This is a genomic window from Streptomyces sp. NPDC048291, from assembly GCF_043201715.1.
Classification (GTDB): Bacteria; Actinomycetota; Actinomycetes; order Streptomycetales; family Streptomycetaceae; genus Streptomyces.
This window is the reverse complement of sequence record NZ_JBICZC010000020.1, coordinates 143,405-167,878: the sequence shown is the minus strand read 5'-3', so window position 1 is coordinate 167,878 and position 24,474 is coordinate 143,405. Positions and strand designations below refer to the sequence as shown.

Annotated in this window: 21 protein-coding genes and 4 pseudogenes; 14 read left to right on the top strand and 11 right to left on the bottom strand. The window is 71.7% G+C overall.

Annotation, left to right across the window (positions count from 1 at the left end; translation table 11 throughout):
• Positions 1–14: 14 nt before the first annotated feature.
• Entirely contained in the window at positions 15–1,469 is a 1,455-nt protein-coding gene (locus ACGF5O_RS43645) for a glycine hydroxymethyltransferase (RefSeq protein ID WP_393815496.1), read from the bottom strand.
• Between the two features lie 402 nt (positions 1,470–1,871).
• Between ACGF5O_RS43645 and rocD the strand changes: the two genes are divergently transcribed.
• Positions 1,872–3,077, top strand: coding sequence for an ornithine--oxo-acid transaminase (gene rocD / locus ACGF5O_RS43640; RefSeq protein WP_393815495.1), 1,206 nt, complete (start codon positions 1,872–1,874; stop codon positions 3,075–3,077).
• Positions 3,078–3,131: 54 nt separating this feature from the next.
• Here rocD and ACGF5O_RS43635 read toward each other — a convergent pair whose 3' ends face one another.
• The gene (locus tag ACGF5O_RS43635) at positions 3,132–3,725 is read right to left on the bottom strand and encodes a Uma2 family endonuclease (protein ID WP_393815494.1); all 594 of its coding nucleotides are present in this window, start codon (positions 3,723–3,725) and stop codon (positions 3,132–3,134) included.
• A gap of 186 nt (positions 3,726–3,911) precedes the next feature.
• Entirely contained in the window at positions 3,912–4,481 is a 570-nt protein-coding gene (locus ACGF5O_RS43630; protein WP_393815493.1) for an ATP-binding protein, read from the bottom strand.
• A 249-nt stretch (positions 4,482–4,730) separates the two neighbouring features.
• Here ACGF5O_RS43630 and ACGF5O_RS43625 point away from each other — a divergent pair, with 249 nt between their 5' ends.
• Together ACGF5O_RS43625 and ACGF5O_RS43620 are read left to right on the top strand one after the other, a co-directional pair.
• Positions 4,731–5,615: a helix-turn-helix domain-containing protein gene (locus ACGF5O_RS43625; RefSeq protein ID WP_393815492.1), complete on the top strand. Its 885-nt coding sequence runs from the start codon at positions 4,731–4,733 to the stop codon at positions 5,613–5,615.
• Positions 5,612–5,815 carry a DUF397 domain-containing protein gene (locus ACGF5O_RS43620; RefSeq protein WP_393815491.1) on the top strand — a complete coding sequence of 68 codons (204 nt, stop codon included), beginning with the start codon at positions 5,612–5,614 and terminating at the stop codon, positions 5,813–5,815. The genes ACGF5O_RS43625 and ACGF5O_RS43620 overlap by 4 nt, the downstream gene beginning before the upstream one ends.
• Before the next feature lie 165 nt (positions 5,816–5,980).
• Here ACGF5O_RS43620 and ACGF5O_RS43615 read toward each other — a convergent pair.
• The 3 genes and pseudogenes from ACGF5O_RS43615 to ACGF5O_RS43605 form a co-directional block, all read right to left on the bottom strand.
• A pseudogene (locus ACGF5O_RS43615) lies at positions 5,981–6,394 on the bottom strand (class I SAM-dependent methyltransferase); the annotation flags it as partial.
• Between the two features lie 116 nt (positions 6,395–6,510).
• Positions 6,511–7,695 (bottom strand): annotated as a pseudogene (locus ACGF5O_RS43610) (glutathionylspermidine synthase family protein).
• Positions 7,696–7,702: 7 nt separating this feature from the next.
• Complete coding sequence (locus ACGF5O_RS43605; protein WP_393815490.1) at positions 7,703–8,050, bottom strand: hypothetical protein; 348 nt, start codon at positions 8,048–8,050, stop codon at positions 7,703–7,705.
• A gap of 300 nt (positions 8,051–8,350) precedes the next feature.
• On the opposite strand from ACGF5O_RS43605, the pseudogene ACGF5O_RS43600 reads away from it, so the two are divergent.
• Both ACGF5O_RS43600 and ACGF5O_RS43595 read left to right on the top strand, forming a co-directional pair.
• Positions 8,351–9,289: pseudogene (locus ACGF5O_RS43600) on the top strand (hydrolase); the annotation flags it as partial.
• Between the two features lie 112 nt (positions 9,290–9,401).
• A complete protein-coding gene (locus tag ACGF5O_RS43595) occupies positions 9,402–10,229 on the top strand; it encodes a DMT family transporter (protein WP_393815536.1) in 828 nt (275 codons plus the stop codon).
• A gap of 69 nt (positions 10,230–10,298) precedes the next feature.
• Here ACGF5O_RS43595 and ACGF5O_RS43590 read toward each other — a convergent pair whose 3' ends face one another.
• Positions 10,299–10,814 (bottom strand): CGNR zinc finger domain-containing protein, encoded by a 516-nt coding sequence (locus tag ACGF5O_RS43590; RefSeq protein WP_393815489.1) that lies wholly within the window; start codon positions 10,812–10,814, stop codon positions 10,299–10,301.
• Positions 10,815–10,962: 148 nt separating this feature from the next.
• Here ACGF5O_RS43590 and ACGF5O_RS43585 point away from each other — a divergent pair, with 148 nt between their 5' ends.
• Positions 10,963–11,832 (top strand): alpha/beta fold hydrolase, encoded by an 870-nt coding sequence (locus tag ACGF5O_RS43585; RefSeq protein WP_393815488.1) that lies wholly within the window; start codon positions 10,963–10,965, stop codon positions 11,830–11,832.
• A 33-nt stretch (positions 11,833–11,865) separates the two neighbouring features.
• Here ACGF5O_RS43585 and ACGF5O_RS43580 read toward each other — a convergent pair whose 3' ends face one another.
• Positions 11,866–12,567: a DUF3050 domain-containing protein gene (locus tag ACGF5O_RS43580; RefSeq protein WP_393815487.1), complete on the bottom strand. Its 702-nt coding sequence runs from the start codon at positions 12,565–12,567 to the stop codon at positions 11,866–11,868.
• Positions 12,568–12,862: 295 nt separating this feature from the next.
• On the opposite strand from ACGF5O_RS43580, the gene ACGF5O_RS43575 reads away from it, so the two are divergent.
• The 6 genes from ACGF5O_RS43575 (at position 12,863) to ACGF5O_RS43550 (ending at position 21,047) form a co-directional block, all read left to right on the top strand.
• Positions 12,863–13,450 (top strand): antibiotic biosynthesis monooxygenase, encoded by a 588-nt coding sequence (locus ACGF5O_RS43575; RefSeq protein ID WP_362592159.1) that lies wholly within the window; start codon positions 12,863–12,865, stop codon positions 13,448–13,450.
• Positions 13,451–13,480: 30 nt separating this feature from the next.
• Positions 13,481–15,640 (top strand): aminodeoxychorismate synthase component I, encoded by a 2,160-nt coding sequence (pabB, locus tag ACGF5O_RS43570; protein ID WP_393815486.1) that lies wholly within the window; start codon positions 13,481–13,483, stop codon positions 15,638–15,640.
• 350 nt (positions 15,641–15,990) lie between these two features.
• On the top strand, positions 15,991–17,496 hold the full coding sequence (locus tag ACGF5O_RS43565) for an AMP-binding protein (RefSeq protein WP_393815535.1): 1,506 nt from the start codon (positions 15,991–15,993) through the stop codon (positions 17,494–17,496).
• 2 nt (positions 17,497–17,498) lie between these two features.
• Positions 17,499–19,070 carry a class I adenylate-forming enzyme family protein gene (locus ACGF5O_RS43560; protein WP_393815485.1) on the top strand — a complete coding sequence of 524 codons (1,572 nt, stop codon included), beginning with the start codon at positions 17,499–17,501 and terminating at the stop codon, positions 19,068–19,070.
• Entirely contained in the window at positions 19,067–20,236 is a 1,170-nt protein-coding gene (locus tag ACGF5O_RS43555) for an FAD-dependent monooxygenase (RefSeq protein WP_393815484.1), read from the top strand. Before ACGF5O_RS43560 ends, ACGF5O_RS43555 begins: the two co-directional genes overlap by 4 nt.
• Positions 20,237–20,255: 19 nt before the next feature.
• Entirely contained in the window at positions 20,256–21,047 is a 792-nt protein-coding gene (locus tag ACGF5O_RS43550) for an aminotransferase class IV (RefSeq protein ID WP_393815483.1), read from the top strand.
• 105 nt (positions 21,048–21,152) lie between these two features.
• On the opposite strand, the gene ACGF5O_RS43545 is transcribed toward ACGF5O_RS43550, so the two are convergent.
• Positions 21,153–21,638, bottom strand: a complete 486-nt coding sequence (locus ACGF5O_RS43545) for a carboxymuconolactone decarboxylase family protein (RefSeq protein ID WP_393815482.1) — start codon at positions 21,636–21,638, stop codon at positions 21,153–21,155.
• 52 nt (positions 21,639–21,690) lie between these two features.
• Positions 21,691–23,109, bottom strand: coding sequence for a PLP-dependent aminotransferase family protein (locus tag ACGF5O_RS43540; protein ID WP_393815481.1), 1,419 nt, complete (start codon positions 23,107–23,109; stop codon positions 21,691–21,693).
• Positions 23,110–23,155: 46 nt separating this feature from the next.
• Here ACGF5O_RS43540 and ACGF5O_RS43535 point away from each other — a divergent pair, with 46 nt between their 5' ends.
• Positions 23,156–23,653, top strand: coding sequence for a carboxymuconolactone decarboxylase family protein (locus tag ACGF5O_RS43535; protein ID WP_393815480.1), 498 nt, complete (start codon positions 23,156–23,158; stop codon positions 23,651–23,653).
• Positions 23,654–23,767, top strand: a pseudogene (locus ACGF5O_RS43530) (isocitrate lyase/phosphoenolpyruvate mutase family protein); the annotation flags it as partial.
• On the opposite strand, the gene ACGF5O_RS43525 reads toward ACGF5O_RS43530, so the two are convergent.
• Entirely contained in the window at positions 23,764–24,405 is a 642-nt protein-coding gene (locus tag ACGF5O_RS43525; protein WP_393815479.1) for a chaplin, read from the bottom strand. The pseudogene ACGF5O_RS43530 and the gene ACGF5O_RS43525 sit on opposite strands and share 4 nt — an antisense overlap.
• Between the last annotated feature and the right edge of the window lie 69 nt (positions 24,406–24,474).

Below are 24,474 nucleotides of genomic sequence, written 5' to 3'. Positions count from 1 at the left end.
CCTGAGGACGTCGATCAGCCGAGGTCGATCTCCGGGTACAGCGGGAAGCCCGCGACCAGGTCCGTCGCGCGCTGGGCGATCTCCGTAGAGACCTTCTCGTCGAGGACGTGGGAGGCCTTGGACGGGGCGCCGGACTTCGTCGTGCCCGGTTCGGTGGCGGTCAGGACGCGGTCGATCAGGCCCGCGACCTCGTCCATCTCGGCCGTGCCGAGGCCACGGGTGGTGAGCGCCGGGGTGCCGATGCGGATGCCGGAGGTGTACCAGGCGCCGTTCGGGTCGGCCGGGATCGCGTTGCGGTTGGTGACGATGCCGGAGTCGAGGAGGGCCGACTCGGCCTGGCGGCCGGTGAGGCCGTATGACGTCTCGACGTCGATCAGGTTGAGGTGGTTGTCGGTGCCGCCGGTCACCAGGGTGGCGCCCCGCCGCATCAGGCCCTCGGCCAGCGCGCGCGAGTTGTCGACGATGCGCTGGGCGTAGTCCTGGAAGGAGGGCTGCCGGGCCTCGGCGAGGGCGACCGCCTTGGCGGCCATGACATGCGGGAGCGGGCCGCCGAGGACCATCGGGCAGCCGCGGTCGACCTGGTCCTTGAGGGAGTCGTCGCACAGGACCATGCCGCCGCGCGGGCCGCGCAGCGACTTGTGGGTGGTCGTGGTCACGATCTGGGCGTGCGGGACCGGGTCGAAGTCGCCGGTCAGGACCTTGCCGGCGACCAGACCGGCGAAGTGGGCCATGTCGACCATCAGCGTGGCGCCGACCTCGTCGGCGATCTCCCGCATGATCCGGAAGTTCACCAGCCGGGGGTACGCGGAGTAGCCGGCGACGACGATCAGCGGCTTGAAGTCACGGGCCTGGGCGCGCAGCGCGTCGTAGTCGATGAGGCCGGTGGCCGGGTCGGTGCCGTACGACCGCTGGTCGAACATCTTGCCGGAGATGTTGGGGCGGAAGCCGTGGGTGAGGTGGCCGCCGGCGTCCAGGGACATGCCGAGCATCCGCTGGTTGCCGAAGGCCTGGCGCAGCTCGGCCCAGTCGGCCTCGGAGAGGTCGTTGACCTGGCGGGCGCCGGTCTTCTGGAGGAAGGGGACCTCGACGCGGTCGGCGAGGACGGCCCAGAAGGCGACCAGGTTGGCGTCGATGCCGGAGTGCGGCTGGACGTAGGCGTGCCGGGCGCCGAACAGCTCGCGGGCGTGCTCGGCGGCGAGGCCCTCGACGGTGTCGACGTTGCGGCAGCCGGCGTAGAAGCGGCGGCCGATCGTGCCCTCGGCGTACTTGTCGCTGAACCAGTTGCCCATCGCGAGCAGCGTCGCCGGGGAGGCGTAGTTCTCGGAGGCGATCAGCTTGAGCATCTCGCGCTGGTCGGCGACCTCCTGGCCGATCGCGTCGGCGACCCGCGGCTCGACCGCGCGGATCACGTCGAGGGCGGCGCGGTAGGCGGTGGACTCGGTGGACAGGGGCGCGGACTTGTCAGTCATTCGGGACCTCCGGACATGGCGTTCGGCATTCACGGTTCGGCCCAGGCGCACGGCACTCGGTCACTGCACGGGCCGCTCCCCGATGGTCGGTCCCATCCTCGGGGTCTGCCGTCACATTCCCGCCTGCCCCGCGGCGGCTGGCACGCGCATCTGCGGCGTTGTCGTCGGTCACCGACGCTCCGCGTCGACTCCCTCCTCCGCCTTGCAGCTGCACGCACCAGTCGCCGCGGGGCCCGCCCTCCGGGCGGACGACGGGAATGTGACGGCAGACCCCAGCGCGCCAGTCACGGCCCGTGGATCACATTACCGGGCACGCCGGGCCCGAGGGCCGTGGCGTCCACCAGTCGGTCAGGGGCAGAGGGTAGGAAAGGGGGCAATCCCGCCGCGCCCTCTGGAGTCGTCGTGACCCGTACGGAAGCCCTCGTCGCCGCCGCCGACGCGCACAGCGCGCACAACTACGACCCGCTGCCGGTGGTGATCGCGACGGCCGACGGCGCCTGGATGACGGACGTCGAGGGGCGCCGGTACCTGGACTTCCTGGCCGGGTACTCGGCGCTGAACTTCGGGCACGGCCACCCGCGCCTGGTCGCGGCGGCGAAGGCCCAGCTGGAACGGGTGACGCTGACGTCGAGGGCGTTCCACCACGACCGGTTCGCCGCGTTCTGCACGGAGCTGGCCGAGCTGTGCGGGATGGAGATGGTGCTGCCGATGAACACGGGGGTGGAGGCGGTGGAGACCGCCGTGAAGACCGCCCGGAAGTGGGGGTACCGGGTGAAGGGGGTGCTCGCGGAGATGGCGAAGGTGGTGGTGGCGAGCGGGAACTTCCACGGCCGTACGACGACCGTGATCAGCTTCTCGACCGACCCGGAGGCCCGCGCGGACTTCGGGCCTTATACGCCCGGCTTCGAGATCGTGCCGTACGGCGACCTCACGGCGATGCGGGCCGCGCTGACCGACAACACGGTCGCGGTGCTCCTTGAGCCGATCCAGGGCGAGTCGGGGGTGATCGTGCCGCCGGCCGGATATCTGCGGGCGGTGCGGGAGCTGACCCGGGAGCGGGACGTGCTGTTCATCGCCGACGAGATCCAGTCGGGGCTGGGGCGGACCGGGCGGACGTTCGCGTGCGAGCACGAGGGGGTCGTACCGGATGTGTACGTGCTCGGGAAGGCGCTGGGGGGCGGGGTGCTGCCGGTGTCGGCGGTGGTGGCGGACGCGGAGGTGCTCGGGGTGTTCCGGCCCGGGGAGCACGGGTCGACCTTCGGGGGCAATCCGCTGGCCTGCGCGGTGGCTCTGGAGGTGATCGCGATGCTGCGGACCGGGGAGTTCCAGGAGCGGGCGGCCGAACTGGGCGACCTGCTGCACCGGCGCCTGGCCGAGATGACCGGGACCGGACGGGTGACGGCCGTACGGGGGCGGGGGCTGTGGGCGGGGGTGGACGTGGATCCGGGGGTGGGGTCGGGGCGGGCGGTGTCGGAACGGCTGATGGAGCGGGGGGTGCTGGTGAAGGACACGCACGGGGTGACGGTGCGGGTGGCTCCGCCGTTGACCATCGAGGAGGAGGATCTGGAGTGGGGGGTTGAGCAGTTGTGGGGGGTTCTGAGCGGCTGAATCACTCCGCCGAGCAGCTCCATGCCCCCTTGACTGCACCCGAATACCCTTCAGTCAGCGGCCCGGTCGCGTCCCGTACAGGCCGAGGCCGGCCGTGGACAGATCGCCACCGAGCCCAGCGGGCAACGGAACCTCTTCGCCGTACTTGCCGTGGACGACGCTCTTGTACTCGCCTTCCCCCGGTCGGCCGAACAGCGACCACGTGCCCGTCCGCGGGTCGATCTGCAAGAGCCGAGCCACGCCCGCGGCCGCGTACCATGCGGTCTTCTCGTTGATGCCTTTGAGCCGCTCGGACGGAGAGACGACCTCGACGGCCAGTTCGACCGCGTCGGCGTCCAGAAGCCAGCCGTCGTCGTCCTTGAACGTACGTGGGCCGATGGTCAGATCCGGCGTCGCGTAGTCGTCCGGATCATCAGGCATCGGAACGGACACGTTCTCGAACGCCTCAAACGGGGCCGAAAGCCCGGGGCGGACGGCATCGCGCAGGTCGATGATGATTCCGGCGTGCCTGCCGCTCGGGCTGGGGGACATCACGAGCGTTCCTCCGATGATCTCAACACTCATGCCCGTGGCCTGCTCGATGCTCTCCGCGGCCTCGCGCAGGTGCCCACGACGGACGGGAATGGGGTGATGAGCCGGGATGCTCAAGATGCCACCTCTCTCGTTGCCTGGCGGAAGCTCCAGCGGGAAGCGTCTGAACACTCACGCGACATGGTTTTCACTGTACGGCAGGGTTTCGAGGCCAGGGCTGTCAGCGATCGACGGACCGCTCTCAGAAGTACCGTGTCTTCGTCGCCCCTGTGCCGCACCAGTCAGGGTGGCCGTACACGGTGATCACAGCGGCCCACCGTCACGTACGACCAGCGGCTCCGCCGCAGGCACCCGTAGCGCCGGGCCCTCGTCCAGTGCGAGCACAACGGCGAGACCGCCCGCTGCGTACGGCTCGGTGCGCATGGTGCGGACGACGCGCCACTCACCCCACACCCTCACGTGCTGCCCAGGCTGCACGATGGCCGCCGCGACCTCTCTCCCGACGGACTCGGCCGCGATGTCCGGTGCCTTCAACTCGGCCCACACAGTCTTCCCGATCCCGCCCGCGCGCCGATCGACGCCCCATCGGTGAGCCATCGCCTCCACGAGCAGCAGCCCACGCCCACCCGTCTCCTCGTCGCCGGGCACCCGCACCTCGGGCGTGCCGGAACCCGCGTCGCTGACCTCCAGCCGCAGCAGCCCGTCCGTCAGCAAGCGCACGATCCGGATTCCCACCTGCCGGTCGCTGGGCACGGACACGCGGAGCGCGTTGGTCACCAGCTCGGAGAGCACCAACTCCGCGGCTTCCAGGACGTCCTGGCCGACACCCCATCCGCCGAGTACGGCGTGTAAGGCAGCTCGGGACCTCGGCACGCTTCGACGGGACCTGGAGAGCCGAAAGGTGACTTCGTTCGGTGCAGCCATGACAGCCCCCAGAGGGTCGACGCGCGGCCGGAGCCCCACAGAGACAGCAAGTCAAACGTGGGACACCGATGTCCACGGCCAGCAGAATGTACGGGCATCATCCGAATCTGCAACGTTGCCAACTAGAATAGCCTCAATCTTCCCCCATTCGAGTTAGGGCCACCCCCGCATTCCCGCCGCTCTGCTAAAGGTGTGAGCATGCTTGCGAAGAGCACCACCCCGAACCCCTCGACCGTGCTCGGCCGACAACTCGGCGTCGAACTACGCCGGTTGCGAGAGACAGCAGGACTGACCACCAGTCAGGCAGCTGAAGCCCTCGACTGCACCAAGGGGAAGATCAGTCGGATCGAGAACGGTCGGGTGGCAGTACGGCTCCCGGACCTGACCGCAATGCTGCACGCCTACGATGTGGCGGATTCTGAACTGGGTGAGCGACTGAGCACTCTGGCTCGCAAGGCCAACCGCCGTCGCAGGCAGGGATGGTGGAACCAGTACGGTTCAGTTCTCGCTGACACGTATCGCGACTACATCGCGCTGGAAGCCATGGCCGGAGAGATCCGCACGTTCCAGGCGCAATTGGTCCCGGGTTTGCTTCAGACCCCGGACTACATCCGTGCCGTGACCGTAGCCTCGCGACAATGGCAGACAGCCGACGAGATCGAAAAGTTCGTCCAGGTTCGCCTCGCTCGACAGGAACGACTCGCCGGCGACTCCCCCTTGCATCTGTGGGCCGTGCTGTCAGAAGCGGTTCTTCTCCAACAGGTCGGCGGCCCCCAGGTGATGCAGGCGCAGTTGGAGCACCTTCTGACCAGCTCCGAGCACTCCCACGTGACCATCCAGGTCCTGCCGTTCTCGCGCGGAGCACACGCGAGTATGTTCGGCCCGTACGTCGTACTGGGTTTCCCGGAGGAGGCAGCGCTCGACGTGGTACTGGCAGACAACCCGACCGGCTCCATCTGGCTGGAGCGGGAGGCGGAAGTCGCCCGTTACCAAGATCTGTTCGATGCGGCTCGCACGTCCGCGTTCTCTCCGATGGAATCCCGCGCCATCATCCGACGCAGGGCCAAGGAGCACAGAACATGAATCGCGCACGCCACAGCACGCCGGACTTGTCGGGCGCGAAGTGGCGCAGCAGTACCTACAGCGGAGGCAACAACGAGTGCGTCGAAGTCGCCGACAACCTCCCCACCCTCATCCCCGTCCGCGACAGCAAGCGCCCCACCAGCCCTGCACTCGCCTTCTCCCCCAGCGCATGGACGGCCTTCGTCGGTCACCTACGCTGAACGATTCCTGCACGCGTTGAGGCCAGCCCCGCCTCCGCCTCGGGTACACGCCACTGCCCCGACGTGAACGCGCCCAACAATTGCCGACCGGCGACCGTGAGCGGATGGTCGGAGCCTAGGCTGCGTTCCCGTCCGGCCGCGACATCCGTTGTCAGCTGTGTGCTACAGGACACGTACCTGCTCGGCGAGCAGTGCGGGCAGTTCCCCAGGCGGGGTATGGACCATCGAGTAGTGGGCCAGTACTCCACCGAGCGCGTCGTCCTCGACCGGCAGAGCCTCCATCCGCGCCTCATCGAACCGCAGCGCATGATGGGCCCGCCGGGCGTGGTCGATCATGCCGGGGGAGAGGTCGAGCCCAAAGGCGTCCAGCCCGAGATCGTGCAGCATGGCCGTCAGATGTCCCGGCCCGCACCCGACGTCGGCTGCCCGCGGGTTCCCCGTCGCACGCACCAGTTCGGCAAAGGTGCCGATCATGTTCCGCGAGAACGGGTGTGTCTCCAACCGATCAGCGAACAACGACACATACAGCTCGACGACCCCGTCGTAGGCCGCCCTGGTCTTGTCCTGGTGCTCCGTCACGGGAAGGGAAGTTAACACCCGTGCCCGTCCGCAGCCTCTCCGGGCCCTGCCGCTGCCGCTGCCGCTGCCGCTGGAGAACGGCTGTCCTGGCGCCTGATCACGGGAGAGGCTCTGCACTAGAGGATCACGTGGGGCAGGAAGCGGGCGTAGTCGTCCGTCACCAGGCCCTGTGACTCCCGGATGCCCAGGCCCGCCGCCTCCTCCCCCACCACCCATGCGCCCAGCACCACGTGGTTGCCGTCGAAGTCGGGGAGCGGGGCCAACTCCTGGTAGCAGCAGGGCTCTTCGCGCAGGACGGGCTCCGTGCCCGGTGCGTGGACGAGGATGCCCGCGCCCTCCCGGCCCAGCAGCGGCTTGCTGACGTAGCCGCGTCCGGTCGCGAGCTCTCTCGGTCCGTCGACGTAGGCGGGGAGGAGGTTCGGGTGGCCGGGATGGAGCTCCCAGAGGATCGCGAGGAGGGCCTTGTTGCTGAGGAGCATCTTCCAGGCGGGCTCGATCCACATCGTCGTGCCGGTGCCGCCGCCGTTGTCGAGGGTGTCGAGGACGTGGCCGGCGAAGTCGTCGGTGGTGAGCCACTCCCACGGGTAGAGCTTGAAACAGCTGCGGATGAACCGGAGTCGGTTGTCGACGAAGCGGCCGGAGAGGGAGTCCCAGCCGATCTCCTCCATGGAGATCCAGTCGGTGGCGAGGCCCGCCTGTTCCGCCGTCTCCTTGAGGTAGGCGACCGTCATCAGGTCCTCGCCGAGTTCGTCGGCGGCGGAGTGGGCGAAGTGGAGGGGAGCGCCGGGCGGGAGGAGGTGGGACTGTCTCCGCCAGGTGGCGACCAGGCGTTCGTGGAGGCTGTTCCACTGGTCGGCGCCGGGGAAGCGGTCCTCCATCCAGAACCACTGGGCCGAGGCCGCCTCCACCAGGGAGGTGGGGGTGTCGGCGTTGTACTCCAGGAGCTTGGCCGGGCCGGTGCCGTCGTAGCGGAGGTCGAAGCGGCCGTAGAGGGACGGGAGTTCGGCGCGGCGATGCCAGGACCCGGTGACCGCCGACACCACACGCGGGTCGGTGATGCCCAGCTCGGCGAAACGGTTCGCCGTGACGATGTGGTCCGCCGCCGCCAGGCACATCGCGTGCAGTTCCCCGACAGCCTCCTCCAGCGTCTCCACCTCGTCGAGGGTGAACGCTTAGTAGGCGCTCTCGTCCCAGTACGGGCGCAGGGAGCCGTCGGGGTGACGGGTGAGCGGGTAGATCAAACCCTGTTCCTCGACGGTCCGTTGCCAGTCGGGGCGGGGTTCGGTCGTACGGCGTTCCACGGCGCGGTCAGCCGCCGGAGCTGTCGTGGCCGCCGCCGAAGCCGCCCCGCTTGACGCTGTGGCCGCCACCGGAGGAGGAGCCGCCCGAACCGCTGCGCGGCTTGGTGAAGGAGCCGCCGCTGACCCAGCCGGCCTTCTTCTGGCCGCCGTAGTAGTAGCCGGCGTCGACGGCGGACTTGGCCGAGGTGCAGTTCTTGTCGGAGACGACCTGGTAGCCCTTGGCCGCGGTGTAGCTGTCGCGGTCGACGCAGCGCTTGTCGGGGTCGGAGGAGCAGGCGGTCAGGGCGGCGGCCAGCAGGCCCATGCCGCCGAGGACGACCGTGCCCGAGCGTAGTTGCCGGCGCGCGTCTGCCATGTTCGTGCTCCCCCGTGCGATGCGATGTCCGGCCAAAGCTTAGACCAGCGGTTTTGAGCCATCACGGCCACCGCCGGCAGGCGTCGAGCCGTCACGTGCGGTGACCCGCGGGTTGTCATGGACAGGTAAGAAAATCTTGTGAAGCCGCCGGGTCCCTGTCGGCGCACCGCGCGCCGCCGGTACCGTCCAGCTGTCCGTAGGTGAACGATCAACTTCGCAATCTACGCGCGCAGATCGATGCGTCACCCACCACCCGCACCGCCATCCCCCTCGCACCCCCCACCGATGGAGGAATGACAGATGCCCGGCTTCACCGTCCCCCGCCGCAAACTCACCACGGCCCTGGCCGTGCTCGGCCTGCTCACCGCCGGTGCCGCCGTCCAGGCGACCGGCGCCGCGACCCCCGCCCACGCGGCCACCACCTACCGCGTGCTGTTCGACGACGGCCACGCCGAGGAGGCCGGGAACGCGGACTGGATCATCTCCACCAGCAAGCCCGACCCGCTCGCCCAGGACTCCTCCCCGTCCTCCGACAAGGACTGGACCGGCGCGCTGTCGTCGTGGGGCGTGGCCCTGCAGCAGACCGGCGACTACAGCCTGAAGACGGCCACCAGCGCGCTGACGTACGGCGGTTCGTCGACGACCGACCTGTCCAAGTTCGACGCGCTGGTGCTGCCCGAGCCCAACACCAAGTTCACCACCGCCGAGAAGACGGCGATCATGAACTTCGTGAAGGCCGGCGGCGGTCTGTTCATGATCTCCGACCACACCGGGGCCGACCGCAACAACGACGGCTACGACGCGGTCGAGATCCTCAACGACCTGATGACCAACAACAGCGTGGACAGCGACGACCCGTTCGGCCTCTCCATCGACTCGCTGAACATCAGCTCCGGCTACCCGAAGGCCATCAGCGACAGCGGCAACGCCGTCCTGCACGGCTCCTTCGGCACCGTCACCAAGAGCCTGATCGCCAACGGGACCACCGCCACCCTCAAGCCCGCCGACAACTCGGCCGTCAAGGGGCTTGTGTACCGCAGCGGTTACTCAGGCAACACCGGCGCCTTCTTCGCCACGTCCACCTACGGCAGCGGGCGCGTCGCCTTCTGGGGCGACAGCTCCCCGATCGACGACGGCACCGGCCAGTCCGGCAACACGCTGTACGACGGCTGGAACGACAGCGGCGCCACCAACGCGGCCCTCGCCCTCAACGCCACCGCCTGGCTGGCCGGCGCGAGCTGACGTCCGGCAGGCACGGGAAGCGGGTCCGGGGCCGCCCCGGGCCCGCTTCTTGCTCTCCTCTCGATCTCCGCACACTCCCCTCCCCTACAGTCCCTCTGTGCTCTTCGGAATGGTGTGTGCCCTGGCGGCCGCGATCTGCTTCGGTACGGCGACGGTCCTGCAGGCGATGGCCGCGCGGGCGGCCGGTGACGGTGCCGGCGGCGAGGCCGCGCTGCTGCTGCGCGCGGTGCGGCAGTGGCGGTACGTCGTCGGGCTCGGGCTGGACGGGCTCGGGTTCGTGTTCCAGATCCTGGCGCTGCGCTCGCTCCCGATCTACGCGGTGAGCGCGGCCCTGGCCTCGTCGCTCGCGGTGACCGCGGTGGTCGCGGCGCGGCTGCTGCGGGTGCGGTTGAGCGGGGTGGAGTGGGCCGCGGTGGGGGTGGTGTGCGCGGGGCTCGCGATGCTGGGGCTGGCGTCGGGACCGGAGGGGGACCGGGCCGGGACATCGGCGCTGAAGTGGACGATGCTGGGGATCGCCGTGGCGGTGCTGCTCCTCGGCCTGGCCGGCGGGCGGCTGACCGGGCGGGGGCGGGCGCTGCTCCTCGGCCTCGGGGCGGGGTTCGGGTTCGGGGTGGTGGAGGTGTCGGTCCGGCTGATCGACACCCTGCGGCCGGCCGAACTGCTCGCCAACCCCGCGACCTACGCCCTGCTGGTCGGCGGCGGTGGCGCCTTCATGCTGCTGACCTCGGCCCTGCAACGCGGCTCGGTGACCACGGCGACGGCCGGCATGGTCATCGGGGAGACGATCGGCCCGGCCGCGGTCGGGGTCGTATGGCTCGGCGACCGCACCCGCGAGGGGGTGACCTGGCTCGCGGTCCTCGGTTTCGCGGTGGCCGTGGCGGGAGCGCTGGCCCTGGGCCGATTCGGAGAGGCACCGGTCACGACCGAGGAGGGGTGAGCCTCCCGCCCACCTGACCACAGGCACAGGCACAGGGCATCCAACGGCCACGCCCGCTCGCGCCCGCCCTCAGTCGGTCACCGCGTCGCGGGTGCGCTGGTAGTGGCGGCGGGCCTTCATCCGGTTGCCGCACACGGCCATCGAGCACCAGCGGGCCTTGTTGGTTCTGCTGCGGTCGATGAGGAACAGCCGGCACTCCGGGTTGGCGCACGGTCGCAGGCGGCCGGGCAGCGTCTGCCGCACGGTGCTCCAGGCCAGGACCGCCTCCGCCGCCATCCGGCGTTCCGCGGGGGCGTCCAGCCGCCACGACACTCCCTCGGGCGAGAGGTGGGGGCGGGAGGTGACGTCCTCCAGGAGCGGGGCCAGTGAGGTGGCGGGGCGGCTGCCGCGCACCACCTCCTGGAGGGCGTCGCGAGCCGCCACGAGGTCGCGGAGTTCGGCCGCGGTTCCGCTGCCGCCGTGCACCCGCTGCCAGGACCGCGCGGCCTCGGGGTCCGCCAGCAGGTCCTGGGCGACCCCGTTGACCACCGGCGTGCTGTTGAGGAGCTCCAGCAGCAGTGCCTCCTGCTGTTCCGGGTCGGCCACCGCACACCCCTCCTAACCGATTCGACGTACCAGTCAGGTTACACGCACAGGCACGTTCACCTAACCGCCTCACCCGCCTTGACAGGTTAGACACCCCGTGCTCGACTGGAATGTGTAACCACTCAAGCTCGGCAGAAGGGTTAGGAAGATGGCACCCGCAGTCCACCACCGCACCGCCACCGTCGACGGCCTCGAGGTCTTCTACCGGGAGGCCGGCGACCCGGAGGCCCCCACGGTCGTCCTGCTGCACGGCTTCCCGACCAGCTCGCACATGTTCCGCAACCTCGTCCCGGCGCTCGCGGACCGGTATCGCGTGATCGCCCCCGACCACATCGGGTTCGGCCAGTCCGCGATGCCCGCCCCCGGGGACTTCCCCTACACCTTCGACGCCCTCACCGACGTCACCGCGGGCCTGCTCCGGCAGCTGGGGGTGGCCGGGTTCGCGATGTACGTCCAGGACTACGGCGCCCCCATCGGCTGGCGGCTCGCCCTCCGGGACCCGGACCGGGTCGGCGCGATCGTCACCCAGAACGGCAACGCCTACGAGGAGGGCTTCGTCAAGCCGTTCTGGGACGGCGTCTTCGCCTACGCCGGCAACCCGGGACCGGACACGGAGGCCCCGATGCGGGGCGCGCTGACCCTGGAGAGCACCCGCTGGCAGTACCTCAACGGGGTCGCCGACCCGAGCCTGGTCAGCCCCGACAACTGGGTGCACGACCAGGCGCTCCTCGACCGGCCCGGCAACGACGAGATCCAGCTCGGGCTCTTCCGCGACTACCCCACCAACGTGGACCTCTACCCGAAGGTCCACCAGTACTTCCGCGACTCGCAGGTCCCGCTGCTGGCGGTCTGGGGCAAGGGCGACGAGATCTTCGGCCCCGCGGGCGCGGAGGCGTTCCGCCAGGACCTGCCGGACGCCGAGATCCACCTCCTCGACAGCGGCCACTTCGCCCTGGAGAGCCACCTCGGCGTCATCACCGAGCGCATCCGCGGCTTCCTCGGCCGCACCTTCGCCTGACGCGCTTCGGCCGACCCACATCGGCCGACGCGCTCACCCCATCGCGGCCGTGATCCCGTCCCACAGCCGGGACCTGGCCTCCAGGGCGACGAGAACGGTGTCGGTGGCCTCGCGCCACCGGCCGTCGTCCGTGCCGCACAGGTCGGCGACCATCTGGAGGGCCATGGGGGTGTGCTCCTCGCCGTCGACCTCGATGTGCCGGGCGAGGTAGTCCCGGAAGAGCGGGAAGCGGTCGGTGCCCTCCTCCCGGACGACCTGGTCGAACATGTCCGGGATCAGGTCCTCGCGGGAGAAGGCGAAGGCGGCGGCCCGGCAGTGCAGCGGGCGGTCGGCGATGATGCCGAAGGTGGTGCGCACGAACTCGGCGGCCGGCGCGGGCACCTGGGCCACGCGCAGGGCCGCCGGCACGTCGTGGCCCTCGGCGAGGAGCGCGACGAAGGTGTCGACGGGGGCGGTGTCGGCGTCCGCCTCCGTCATGGCGGCGCGGTAGAGCTCGAAGTGGCTGGTGAAGCCGCCGTTCAGGGCGTCGCTCTCCTCGACCAGCACGATGTCGTTGACGAGCCTGCGGGCCACCGCGGAGCCGCGGGGCACCCAGGGCACGTCGATGCAGGTCAGCTCCTGCTGGAGCGACTTGAGCAGGGACATGAAGTCCCAGACGGCGTACACGTGGTGGGCCATGAACGTGGCCAGGCGCTCCCGGTCCGATATTCGCTGGTAAAGCGGGTGTGCGGTCACTTCTTTTCGCGCCGGTTCGATCACGGAACGCGCCTGATCGATTGCCTGTCGACCCTCTTCGGTCAAATTCCAGACGTACCTCGACATGGCGTCCTCCTTCGTTCTGGGACCGCGATCGTGCAATGGCCGCGACCGCCCCGGCAACCACTTTCAGGAATTGCGGTCGAGTTACCGGAAGTATCGGGTGGCAGACCACAGCAAGCACATAGAAAGCGCTATAAAGAGTCACGATCCGGACACAAAAAAACTCGTTGAAACTTTGAACGCGAGTTGTGTCCATTGCGTAAAGGACACCGTGACCAGTAATCCCGTCACCGTCACCGTGGCCTATCACGTGATGCCGGGTCGCGAGGCCGACTTCCACTCGTGGGGGTGGGCCATGCTGGGCGCGAGCGCCCGCCGGCCGGGGTTCCTCGGCGGCGGCGTCCTAGTCGACCAGGAGACGGAATGGCATGTCGTGTATCGCTTTGCCACCGAGGACTCGGCGCTGGCCTGGGAGAACTCCCCAGACCGCGGCGAGTGGGAGACCCGCGCGGACGGCATCGCCCGGCCCACCGGGCGCCGTAGCGTACGCGGGTCGAAGGAGTGGTTCGACTCGCTGGCCGGGCCGCCGCCCGTGCCACCGCCGCCCACCCCTCCGGCGAAATGGAAACTGTGGTTCATCAACATGAGCGCGGTGTTCCCGCCGGTCCTGCTCTTCAACATCATCGTGATTCCGCATCTCGGCGGCCTCAATCCGCTCATTCGCACTCTGCTGCTCTGCCTCTGCGTGACAGCGCTTGTCACGTGGATTCTCATGCCGCGACTTCAGCGTTTCTTCAAGAAATGGCTGTACCCCCCGCTCCAGGCGCTGCGTGGGCGGCACAAACGACGGGCCGCATAGGCCCGGGAACGACCCGAGGGAGGTGGGCGGGTGAAGACCCTGCTCATCGACAATTACGACTCGTACACCTACAACCTGTTCCAGCTGATCGCCGAGGTCAACGGCGAGGAACCGGTGGTGATCCGCAATGACGAGCCGGCACCGCCCGCTCTCGCGGAGTTCGACAACGTGGTGGTGTCGCCGGGGCCCGGACATCCGGGCGACGGCCGTGACTTCGGCATCAGCGCCCGGGTGATCGCCGAGGCCGCGGTCCCCGTGCTCGGGGTGTGCCTGGGTCACCAGGGCATCGCGCTCGGGGAGCGGGCCCGGGTGGCACCCGCCCCGCAGCCTCGGCACGGGCACCTGACCCGGGTACGGCACGACGGGCGGGACCTCTTCGAGGGGCTGACCCAGGACTTCACCGCCGTCCGCTACCACTCCCTCGCGGTGCACGAGCCGCTGCCCGCCACGCTGGAGGCCACCGCCTGGGCCGAGGACGGCGTCCTGATGGGGCTGCGCCACCGCGAACGGCCGCTGTGGGGCGTGCAGTTCCATCCCGAGTCGGTGCTCACCGAGTACGGCCACCGCATGCTGGTGAACTTCCGCAACCTCACCGCCCGCCGGGCCCGCAGAGCACGCACCAAGAACACCGCCGTCCCGCCGGCCGAGGCCGCGATCCCCCGGCCGCGGACCCCGGCGAGCGCGGCCGTCGTCCCCCGCCCCCGCCACGCCGACGTGCCCGCGTACCGCCTGCACACCCGGCAGATCGCCGGCGCCGTCGACACGGAGGCCGCCTTCACCCGCCTCTTCGCCGCCTCGCCGCGCGCGTTCTGGCTGGACAGCTCGCTCGTCGAGGAGGGCCGCTCGCGCTTCTCCTTCCTGGGCGACGACAGCGGCCCGCTCGCCGAGTTCGTGCGCTACGACGTCACGGCCGGCCGGTGCGAGGTCGAGCGGGCCGGACGGCCGCCGCGCAAGGTGTCCGCGAGCGTCTTCGACTACCTGAAGCGGCAGTTGGACAGCCGCCGGGTGGACGCCGACGGGCTGCCCTTCGACTTCACCGGCGGCTATGTCGGCTACTTCGGCTACGAGACCAAGGCCGACTGCGGCTCCCCGAACCGGCACCGGGCCGACACCCCGGACGCCTGCTGGCTGTTCGCGGACCGGCTGATCGCCGTGGACCACGAGGCGGACGCCACCTACGCGGTCTGCCTGGCGGAGAACTCCCCGCAGGCGGCGCGGGCCGCCGACGAGTGGCTGACGGACACGCTGGCCCAGCTCAGCTTCCTGGCCCCGGCCGGGCCCCGGCCGGCGCCGCCCGCCGCCGCGGAACCGGACCTGGCGGCCGCCGAGCCCTGGCTGGTGCGCGACCGGGCCGCCTACCTCGACGACATCGAGGCCTGCCGACGGGAGTTGCGGGCCGGCACCAGCTACGAGATCTGCCTGACCGAGGCGGCCCGGCTGCCCGCCCCGCCCGACCCGTACGCCTTCTACCGGGAGCTGCGCCGCGTCAACCCGGCGCCGTACGCGGCCTTCCTGCGCTTCGGCGACCTGGACGTGGCCGGTTCCTCGCCGGAGCGGTTCCTGCGGATCACCCGGGACGGGGTGGCCGAGGCGAAGCCCATCAAGGGGACCGCGCCGCGCGGGGCGACCCCGTTCGAGGACGCGCGGCTGCGGGACGCGCTGGCGGCGGACGCCAAGACCCGCGCCGAGAACCTGATGATCGTCGACCTGCTCCGCAACGACCTGGGCAAGGTCTGCCGTACCGGAACCGTCCGGGTCCCGCGCCTCATGGCCACCGAGTCGTACGCGACCGTGCACCAGCTGGTCTCCACCGTGACCGGACGGCTGCGGGCCGGGACGGACGCCGTGGACTGCGTGCGCGCCTGTTTCCCGGGCGGTTCGATGACCGGCGCCCCGAAGCTGCGCACGATGGAGATCATCGACGGTCTGGAGACCGAGGCCCGGGGCGTGTACGCGGGGGCGCTCGGCTACCTCGGGTGCAGCGGCGGCGCCGACCTGAACATCGTCATCCGGACGGCCGTGATGACGGGCGGCCGGATGCAGCTGGGCGCGGGCGGGGCGATCGTCCTGGACTCCGACCCGGCCGCCGAGTACGACGAGATGCTCCTGAAGACGGCCGCGCAGATGCGGGCGCTGCGGGAGCACACGGCGTCGCCCGCGGCCGACCCCGTGGAGGAGGCCACCCGATGACCCAGGCCCCCGCCCCTGCCAACGCCTCCGCCGACGCCTCCGTCCCCACCGACGCCTCCACCCTCACCGACGCCTCCGTCTCCACCGACGCGCCCCTCCCCGCCAACGCCTCCCTCCCTGCCGACGCGCCCCTCCCCGCCGACGCGCCCCTCCCTGCCGACGCCTCCGTCCCCACCGACGCGCCCCTCCCCGCCAACGCCTCCGTCCCCACCGACGCGCCCCTCCCCGCCAACGCCTCCCTCCCTGCCGACGCCTCCGTCCCCACCGACGCGCCCCTCCCCGTAGCCGCGTCCGCCCTCACCGGCGCCTCCGGCTCTGCCTTCGGCCCCGCCTCCGCACCCGGCGACACGGTGACCGCCGGCACCGGTGCCGGCACCGCCAACCTCGCCGCCCGTCTCGCGGAGCTCGCCGGTCGGCGTGGCTGGCGCGACCGGGCCGCCTTCCACCAGGGGCACCGCACCTGGACCCACGGGGAGGTGCACGACCTCGGGGCGCGGGCCGCGACCGTGCTCGCCGGGCAGGGCGTGGGCCCCGGCGACCGGGTGGTGCTCGCGCTGCCGGACGGGATCGCCTGGGCGGTGGCCTTCCTCGCGGTCGCCCGGCTCGGCGCGGTGGCCGTCCCGGTCAACCCGGAACTCCCCACGGCCGACCACGCGTTCATGGCCGCCGACACGGACGCGGTGCTGTGCCTGACGGGCCCCGGTCTGGAGGACCGCTTCGCCACACGGGTCCGCCTCGGCGCCGACCAGCTGCTCGCGCTCGCCCCCGCCGCCGCACCGGCCCCCGCCCACCCGGTCGGCGCGGACAGCCCGCTGTACGTCCAGTACACGTCCGGGACGACGGGCAGGCCCAAGGGCGTCGTCCACACCCACGCCCACCCGGCCGCGTACCACGACCTGATCGGGCGGCGGCTGCTCGGGATCACCGAGGACGACGTGACCCTGTCGGTGTCCGGGCTGTACTTCGCGTACGGCTTCGGGAACGCCTTCGTCTTCCCGCTCTTCTCGGGGTCCAGCGCCGTCCTCGCGGACCGGCGTCCGAACCCGGCCGCCGTGGACGAGCTGATCGCCCGGCACCGGGTGACCCTGCTGTACTCGGTGCCGTCCGCGTACGCGGCGCTGGTCGCCGACCGGGGCACCGGGCACCAGGGCTGCTTCGCCTCGGTGCGGGCCGCGGTGTCGGCCGGCGAAGGACTGCCGGACGGCCTCGGCGACCGGGTCGCGGAACTGCTGGGCGCGCCGGTCCTGGAGCAGATCGGCTCCACCGAGGCCGGGCACGCCTTCTGCGCCAACGGCCTGGCCCACAACCACCCCGGCACCGTCGGCCGCCCCGTCCCCGGCTTCGAGGTGGAGCTGCGCGACCGCGACGGTCGGCCGGTGCCCGACGGCCACGAGGGCGAGCTGTGGGTCCGCGGGCCGACGGTGACGCCCGGCTACCTGAACCGGCCCGAGGACACCGCCCGCACCCTCGTGGACGGCTGGCTGGCCACCCACGACCGGGCGGTCCGCGAACCCGACGGCGCCTACCGGCACCTGGGCCGCAGCGACGACATGGAGATGGTCGGCGGGATCACCGTCTCCCCGCTGGAGGTGGAGGCCGTGCTGCGTACCCATCCCGGGGTGCGCGAGGTCGCGGTGGCCGCCGTACCGGACGGGACCGGCACGGGACGGCTGCGCGCCTTCGTCGTCCCCGCCGCCTCCCCGGCACCGGACGGGCTGCCGGACGAGCTGCTGACGCTGGCCCGGCAGCGGCTGGCCGCCTTCAAGGTCCCGCGCAGCGTCAGCCTGCTGCCCTCCCTGCCCCGCACGTCGTCGGGGAAGCTCCGCCGCCATCTGGTCCGCCGGGGCGCGTGGTGACCATGACTGAAAGGACCGTCTCCATGCAGGAGTCCCTGATCGGCGACCGCGGCTTCTACCTCGGCCCGCTCTTCCGGCGGGCCGCCGACCGGCACGGCGGGGTGTTCGTCACCCTGGACCGGCCCCTGGACACCCATCCGGACCTCGGCGTCCGCCTGAGCTACCCGGAACTGGCGGACGCCGTCGATGAGTTGTCGGCGCGGCTGTGGGCGGCCGGGGTACGGCCCGCCGAGCAGGTCGTCGTGCACAAGTCCGACAACGTCGACATCGTGCTGCTGACCTGTGCCGCCTCCCGGATCGGCGCGGTGCCCGTGCTGCTCTCCCCCGCGCTGGCCGGCGAGACGGTCGGCAAGCTGCTCGCCCGGCTCCAGCAGCCGTGGCTGGTCACCGACGCGGCGAAGCTGGCCGGTCTGGAGGTCAAGGGCCTGGTCCGGCAGACGCTCACCGTCGACAGCGTGCCCGGTGTGGTGTCCCTGGCGGAGCACACCGGCGCCGAGGTGCCGCCCGCGGTCCGGCTGCACCCGCGCGAGCCCGCCCTGATCACCCACAGCTCCGGCACCACCGGCCTCCCCAAACTCGCCGTGCACTGCCCGCAGACCATGTGGAACCGCCTGGTCCCGCAGCAGGCGATGGGCTGGCCCACCCGCGGCGAGGTCGCGGCCCTGCACATGTCGTTCGTGCACTCCCGCTTCTACCACCTGCTCGGCGTCCTGCTGCACTACGGCAGCCCGCTGCTGCTGATCACCGACCCGGACCCGGCGAAGGTCGGCCCGATGCTCGCCCGGCACCGCCCCGGCATCGTCGAGACCCACCCCAACACCTTCGTCCTGTGGGAGGAGTTGGCCGACGCGCCCGGCGCCCCGCTGTCGCGCGTGAAGTCGTACGGCTCGACGTTCGACGCCATCCACCCGCGCACGGTACGACGGCTGCTCGACGCCTCGAAGCGGCGCAGCCCGTGGCTGCTCCAGCTGTACGGGCAGAGCGAGACCGGGCCGGTCGCCTTCCAGTGGTTCACGCGCCGGAGCGTGGCCCGCGCCGACGGGCGGCGGGTCGGGATCGGGATCCCCGGCTTCACCAGCGTCCGCGTCACCGGCCCCGACGGACAGCCCGCCGCGCCCGGCACTCCCGGCCGGATCGAGGCCCGCACCCGGGGCCGCATCCTCACCTACCTCGGCGCCCGCGAGCAGTACGAGCGCCAACTGGACGGCGAGTGGTGGCAGATGGGCGACATGGGCTACCGGAACCGGCTGGGCGCGCTGTACCTGATCGACCGGGAGATCGACCGGATCGACTCCGTGCACAGCAACCTGGAGGTCGAGGACACCCTCATGGACCGCCTCGACGAGCTGCGTGAGGTGGTCATCGTGCCGGGCGCGGACCGGGAGCCGGTGCCGGTGGTGTGCGTGCGCGGGGAACGGCCGCTGGACCCGGAGCGCTGGCGGGCGGCGACCGCCGACCTGCCGGCGATGGCGGAGCCGCGGCAGTGGCGGTTCGAGGAGCTGCCGATGACGGCGACCTGGAAGGTGAAGCGGGTGGAGATCACCCGGATGCTGGCGGCGGGTGTCCGCGCGTGACCCCCGTGGTCGTGGTCGGCGCCGGCCCGGTGGGCCTGTCGGCGGCGCTCGCGCTCCGCGCGCACGGGCTGCCTGCCATGCTCCTGGAGGCGGACCCCGAGGACCGCGAACGGCCGGGCAGCCGGGCCCTGTTCGTGCATCGCGAGACCCTCGCGCTGCTCGACGGGATGCGCCCGGGACTGGCCGAGGAGATCACCTCGTACGGCCGGACCTGGCACACCAGACGGACCCTGTACCGGGGGCGCGAGGTGTACTCCCGCACCTTCCCGCCCCCGTCCGGCCGGCCGCCCTTCACCAGCCTGCGTCAGGTGGACACCGAACGGTTCCTGCGCGAGGCGTGCGCGGCGGCGGGCGTGGAGTTCGTGTGGAACGCCCGGGTGATCGGCGCCCGTACCACCGCCTCGGGCGCCGCGCTGAGCTGCGCGGACGGCCGGGAGCTGACCTGCGGGTACGTGATCGCGGCGGACGGCGCGCGCTCCGCCGTCCGGGCCGGGCTCGGCATCCCCATGGAGGGCACGCACGGCGAGGGCTTCCACGTGGTCGTCGACGTCGCGGACCGGCCGGACGCCGAACTGCCCCTGGAACGCGTCTTCCACTACGAACACCCCGGCGTCGGGGGCCGCAGCGTGATGCGGGTGCCGTTCACCGGGGGCTTCCAGGTCGACCTCCAGTGCCACGCCCACGACCGTGCGGAGGAGTACGGCACCGAGGAGGCCGTCCGCCGCTGGCTGCCCGGGGTGGTCGGCGACGGCTACGCGGACCGGATCCTGTGGGTGTCGACGTACCGCTTCCTGCGCAAGGTCGCGGCCTCCTTCACCGACCCGCACCGGCGGGTGCTGCTCGCCGGGGAGGCCGCCCACCTCTTCCCGCCGTTCGGGGCCCGGGGCATGAACAGCGGGATCGCCGACGCGGCAGCCGCGGCGGAAGCGATCACGAACGACACGGTGGCGGACTTCGCGGCGGTGCGGCGGGCCGCCGCGATCTTCAACAGCGAGGCGGCCGGGGCCGCCCTGGACCAGTTGCGGCCCCGGCGCCGGATGGTCCGGCTGCGGCAGCGCGCGGCGGCGGTACTGGCGCCGGTCGTGCCGTCCTGCGGATCCTGGCTGGAGCACGCCCCGTACGGCCCGCGGGGCGGGGCGGCGGCGCTGTCGGGCCGCCGGTACTGAGCGCGGCGAAGGAGGAGCCATGGCACAACCGGCGGTGACGGAAGGCGTGTTCGCGTGGTCACCGGTCGCCGGCCTGCGGCCGGTCGCGGACGCGGACGAACCGCTGCTGGTCGCGGACTCCTGGCTGGTACGGGACGGCAGGGTGCGCGCCCTCGACCGGCACCGGGACCGCTTCGTACGGTCCTGCGCCGAGTGCGACGGGCCGCCGGAGTACCGGCTGCTGGAGTTCTGGCGGGCCATGACGGCCGCGCTGCCCCGCACCGGCGCCTGGTTCCCCCGCGTCGAACTCACGCCCCACCACGTACGGCTGCGGTTGCGGCCCGCCCCTCCGCTCGGCACCACGGTCGAGGTCTGGGCGGCCGGCCAGCCGGACCCGCGCACCGCGCCCCGCCGCAAGGGCCCCGACCTCGGCACCCTGGCCCGCCTCCGCGCCCGGGCGGCCGACGCGGGCGCCCAGGAGGCGGTGCTGGTGACCCCGTCCGGGGTGGTCCTGGAGGCGGCCACCACCAGCGTCCTGTGGTGGGAGGACGACACCCTGTGCCTGCCACCGCCCCGCCTCCCGCTGCTCCCCGGCGTGACCCTCGCCCTGATCCAGGAGCACGCCGGGCACACCGGCATCCGCATCGCCCACCGCGAACGGACCCTGGCCGAGCTGACAGACCGCGAGGTGTGGCTGGTGAACGCCCTGCACGGAATCAGACCGGTGACGAGGTGGGTGGGCGGCCCGATCGAGGCCGGTACGGCAGCACGGGCACCCGGGTGGCAGAAATGGCTCGACGAAGAAGCACCGACGCCATTGGCGCCCCTTTAGGGGCGCGGGGAACTGCGCGACCAGCCCCCACGCACCCGCAGCCGAAACACACAAAAAAACCGGTCCGGCGATAATCCACCGGACCGGATATTAAGCTGCTTTTTATTAGGCTCGCTTCGGCTGATAAGCCCCCGGCACCATGCGCGTGGCGATGGCAGTCCGGTTGTAGGCGTTGATGACGACGGCCACCCAGATGAGCGCCGCGACCTGCGCCTCGTCGAAGACCCCGGCGGCCTCGGCGTACACCGCGTCCGGCACGTGGCCGTCCGCGACGAACGTCACGGCCTCGGTCAACGCCAGTGCGGCCCGCTCCCGTTCACTGTAGAACGGCGTCTCCCGCCACGCGTCCAGCGCATAGATCCGCTGCTCCGTCTCGCCCTGCGCGCGAGCGTCCTTCGTGTGCATGTCGAGGCAGAACGCGCAGCCGTTCAGCTGGGAGGCGCGGATTCTGACCAGTTCGAGGATTTCCGGTTCGACCTTGGCCTCCTGGGCCGCGGTGACGGCCGCCGCATGCAGGGAACCCATCGCCGAGGAGACGTCAGGGGTGATTTTCTTGAGGGCCACGCGGGAAATCTGTTCACCATTGCTCATGAGGCAGACTCTAGCCCCCGCAATTCAATTAAGGGGGCCGTTGTCCGGGAATTCAGGCGACGCCGGTCACAGCCGGGTCGGACAGCACCGTGCACAGGATCTCCAGCGCGCCCGACCAGGCGTGGTCGGGCGGGGTGCCGTAGCCGAGGACGAGGGCGTCCGGGGCCTCGACGGCGGCCCCGGGGTGGCGGTGGCGCGGGACGAGTCCCTCGACGGCGAGGCCGCGTTCGGCGGCGGCCCGGACCACCCGGCGCCGGGTGCCGGGCGGCAGCCGCAGCACGACGTGCAGGCCCGCCGCGATACCGGTGACCAGGATCGCGGGGGCACGCTCGGCGAGGGCCCTGACCAGGTCGTCCCGGCGCCGCCGGTAGCGGGAGCGGGCCGCCCGGACGTGGCGGTCGTAGGCGCCGGAGGTGATGAACTCGGCCAGCGTCAGCTGGTCCGGCGCCCCGCAGGTGTCCACACCGCCCTTGAGCGCCGTCACCTCCCGGGCCATGGCCGGCGGCAGCACCATCCAGGCCAGCCGCAGCCCGGGCGCCAGGGACTTGCTGGCGGTGCCCAGGTAGACCACCTCGTCGGGGGCGAGACCCTGGAGGGCGCCGACGGGCCGGCGGTCGTAGCGGAACTCGCCGTCGTAGTCGTCCTCCAGGACCAGGCCGCCGGTGCGCCGGGCCCAGTCCACGACGGCCGCCCGCCGGTCGTGGTGCAGCGCCACGCCCATCGGGAACTGGTGGGAGGGGGTCAGCAGTACGGCGGCCGGCCCCCGGGCCAGCTCCGTGGTGTCCGTGCCGAGTCCGTCGAACGGCAGCGCGACCTGGCGGAGCCCGGCCGCCGTGAGCAGCTGCCAGTGCTCGTCGAGGCCGTACGACTCCACGGCGACGGTGTCCGCCCCGCGGGCCCGCAGCACCCGGCCGAGCAGGCTCAGGCCGTGCGAGAACCCGGCGCAGACCACGATCCGTTCCGGGTCGGCGCGCACGCCCCTGGCCCGGGCGAGGTAGGCGGCGAGCGCGGTGCGCAGTTCGGGGCGGCCGCGCGGATCGCCGTAGCCGAAGGCCTCGTTGGGGGCGGCGGTGAGGGCGCGGCGGGCGGCCTTCAGCCACTCGGCGCGCGGGAAGGCGGAGACGTCGGGGAAGCCGGCGCGCAGGTCGTAGGCGGGCCGGTGGGCGGCCGGGTCCACGGGGGCCGCCGCGTGCCGCTCCGGGGTCACGCCCGTCGCGACCCGGGTGCCGGAGCCCTGCCGGGCGGTGAGCCAGCCCTCGGCGACCAGGTCGGCGTAGGCGTCGGCGACGGTGTTGCGGGCGATGGCCAGGTCGGCGGCGAGGGAGCGGGAGGAGGGCAGCCGGGTGCCGGGGACCAGCCGGCCGCTGCGCACGGCCTCGCGCAGCGCGTCGGTCAGGCCCCGGCGCAGGCCCGGACCGGCCGCCGGTTCCAGGTGGAGGTCGATACCGAGAGTGGCCCACATCTTCTCCATGGAAATGGACCATACCTCTGGGCTGCCTGGTCCCTAGGCTGGCGTCATGACCACGGAAGAAACGCCTCAGTACGTCCCCGAGCACACCCCCCGCCTCTCCTGGGCCCAGCACGCGCCCGAGGTCTACAAGGCGATGGTCCGTCTGGACGGAGCCGCCCGTAAGGGCCTGGACGCCAAGCTGTTCGAGCTGGTGAAGATCCGTGCCTCGCAGCTCAACCACTGCGCGTACTGCCTCGACATGCACACCAGGGACGCGCTGGCGGCGGGCGAGAGCATCGCGCGGATCGTCCAGCTCAGCGCGTGGGAGGAGTCGAAGCACTTCTACACCGAGCAGGAGCTCGCCGCGATCGAGCTGACCGAGGCTGTCACCGTGCTGACCGACGGCTTCGTGCCGGACGAGGTCTACGAGCGGGCCGCGAAGCACTTCGACGAGGTGCAGCTGACGCAGCTGATCGCCTCGATCATCGTGATCAACTCCTGGAACCGGTTCGCCGTGACGACCCGCATGGTCCCCGGGCACTACACGCCGGGACAGCACGGGTGAGACGGCGAAGGCCCCTCGCCCGCCGGACTCGGCGGACTCGGGGCCACTCGCGTCACGTTCGGACCGGGCCCGCTGCGGCGGGCCCCGCGGTCATCGGACGCGCTCGCGCACTAGACGTACGACGCGCTGCCCGTCCCGGGACGGAAGCGCCGGTACAGCACCGCGCCGGCCGCCAGCGAGGCCAGGCTCACGGCGGCCGGTGCCCAGGGGCTGGCCGCTCCGGTCTGGGCGAGCGTCTCGTTCGTCCGCTGCCGCACGACGGTGGTCCGCGGGTGCGACGGGGCCGGGTGCTGGGGCTCGTGGTGCACCCGCGGCGTGGACGGCGCGGGCGCGTCGGGCTGGTCGTCCGAGCCGTTGGTCGACTCGTTGCCGAAGACCGGGTTGAGGGCGCCCACCAGGTTCACGCTGTTGCCGCTGAGGTTCACGGGCACGTGGACCGGGATCTGGACGAGGTCGCCGGAGAGAACTCCCGGCGAGTCGTGGGCGGTTCCCTCGGCCGTGGCCCGGCCCGACGTCGTGGAGCCCGCCTTCCCCGGCGCCTTGTGCCCCTCGTTGGAACACTTGTTGCCCATCGCGGGGTTCAGCAGCCCGACCACGTCCACGGTGTTCCCGCAGATGTTCACCGGGATGTCCACCGGCAACTGGATGGTGTTGCCGGACGCCAGTCCGGGTGAGCCGCTCGCGGTGCCCTCCGCTGCGGAGTCGGCGTGGGCCGTCCCCGCGACTGCCATCGCGCCAGAGGCGACGGCCATGGCGATCACACTGTTCCGGGTAACCCTTTTCATGGGATACCTGCCCTTCCAGACGCGTCGCGGGCAGTC

Excerpts from the sequence above, each read along its gene's own strand:
- ACGF5O_RS43525 (WP_393815479.1), bottom strand. The coding sequence starts at position 24,405 with ATGGCCGTCGCCTCTGGCGCGATGGCAGTCGCGGGGACGGCCCACGCC.
- ACGF5O_RS43620 (WP_393815491.1), top strand. The coding sequence starts at position 5,612 with ATGAATCGCGCACGCCACAGCACGCCGGACTTGTCGGGCGCGAAGTGG.
- ACGF5O_RS43585 (WP_393815488.1), top strand. The coding sequence starts at position 10,963 with ATGGCACCCGCAGTCCACCACCGCACCGCCACCGTCGACGGCCTCGAG.
- ACGF5O_RS43560 (WP_393815485.1), top strand. The coding sequence starts at position 17,499 with ATGACTGAAAGGACCGTCTCCATGCAGGAGTCCCTGATCGGCGACCGC.
- ACGF5O_RS43605 (WP_393815490.1), bottom strand. The coding sequence starts at position 8,050 with ATGGCAGACGCGCGCCGGCAACTACGCTCGGGCACGGTCGTCCTCGGC.
- ACGF5O_RS43545 (WP_393815482.1), bottom strand. The coding sequence starts at position 21,638 with ATGAGCAATGGTGAACAGATTTCCCGCGTGGCCCTCAAGAAAATCACC.
- ACGF5O_RS43550 (WP_393815483.1), top strand. The coding sequence starts at position 20,256 with ATGGCACAACCGGCGGTGACGGAAGGCGTGTTCGCGTGGTCACCGGTC.
- ACGF5O_RS43535 (WP_393815480.1), top strand. The coding sequence starts at position 23,156 with ATGACCACGGAAGAAACGCCTCAGTACGTCCCCGAGCACACCCCCCGC.
- ACGF5O_RS43625 (WP_393815492.1), top strand. The coding sequence starts at position 4,731 with ATGCTTGCGAAGAGCACCACCCCGAACCCCTCGACCGTGCTCGGCCGA.
- ACGF5O_RS43595 (WP_393815536.1), top strand. The coding sequence starts at position 9,402 with ATGGTGTGTGCCCTGGCGGCCGCGATCTGCTTCGGTACGGCGACGGTC.
- ACGF5O_RS43540 (WP_393815481.1), bottom strand. The coding sequence starts at position 23,109 with ATGGAGAAGATGTGGGCCACTCTCGGTATCGACCTCCACCTGGAACCG.
- ACGF5O_RS43645 (WP_393815496.1), bottom strand. The coding sequence starts at position 1,469 with ATGACTGACAAGTCCGCGCCCCTGTCCACCGAGTCCACCGCCTACCGC.